Annotated in this window: 1 protein-coding gene; it reads left to right on the top strand. The window is 71.7% G+C overall.

Annotation, left to right across the window (positions count from 1 at the left end; genetic code table 11):
- Window positions 1–283: hypothetical protein (locus tag ACLNEE_RS17080; protein WP_412007472.1), on the top strand; the 283-nt coding region annotated here is incomplete at both ends.

Below are 283 nucleotides of genomic sequence, written 5' to 3'. Positions count from 1 at the left end.
TTCAGGTACCGCCGCCACAGCCCTCGGAGAAGCCTCCATCGCCGACGGTGAAAGCGCCACGGCCCTCGGGCGCAAGGCCAATGCCACCGGAACAGCCGCGACTGCCGTCGGAACAGCCTCCAGCGCCGACGGTGAAAGCAGCACGGCCCTCGGGCGCAGCGCCAATGCCACGGGAATCGCCGCGACCGCCGTCGGGTTGAACGCCCGGGCTTCAGGTACCGCCGCCACAGCCCTCGGAGCAGCGTCCATCGCCGACGGTGAAAGCGCCACGGCCCTCGGGCGC

Origin of the sequence: Aphanothece stagnina RSMan2012 (assembly GCF_046764815.1) — a bacterium.
Lineage (GTDB): Bacteria > Cyanobacteriota > Cyanobacteriia > PCC-6307 > Cyanobiaceae > NIES-981.
Note: the sequence above shows the minus strand (reverse complement) of the source record. Positions and strands in the feature narration are given on the sequence as shown.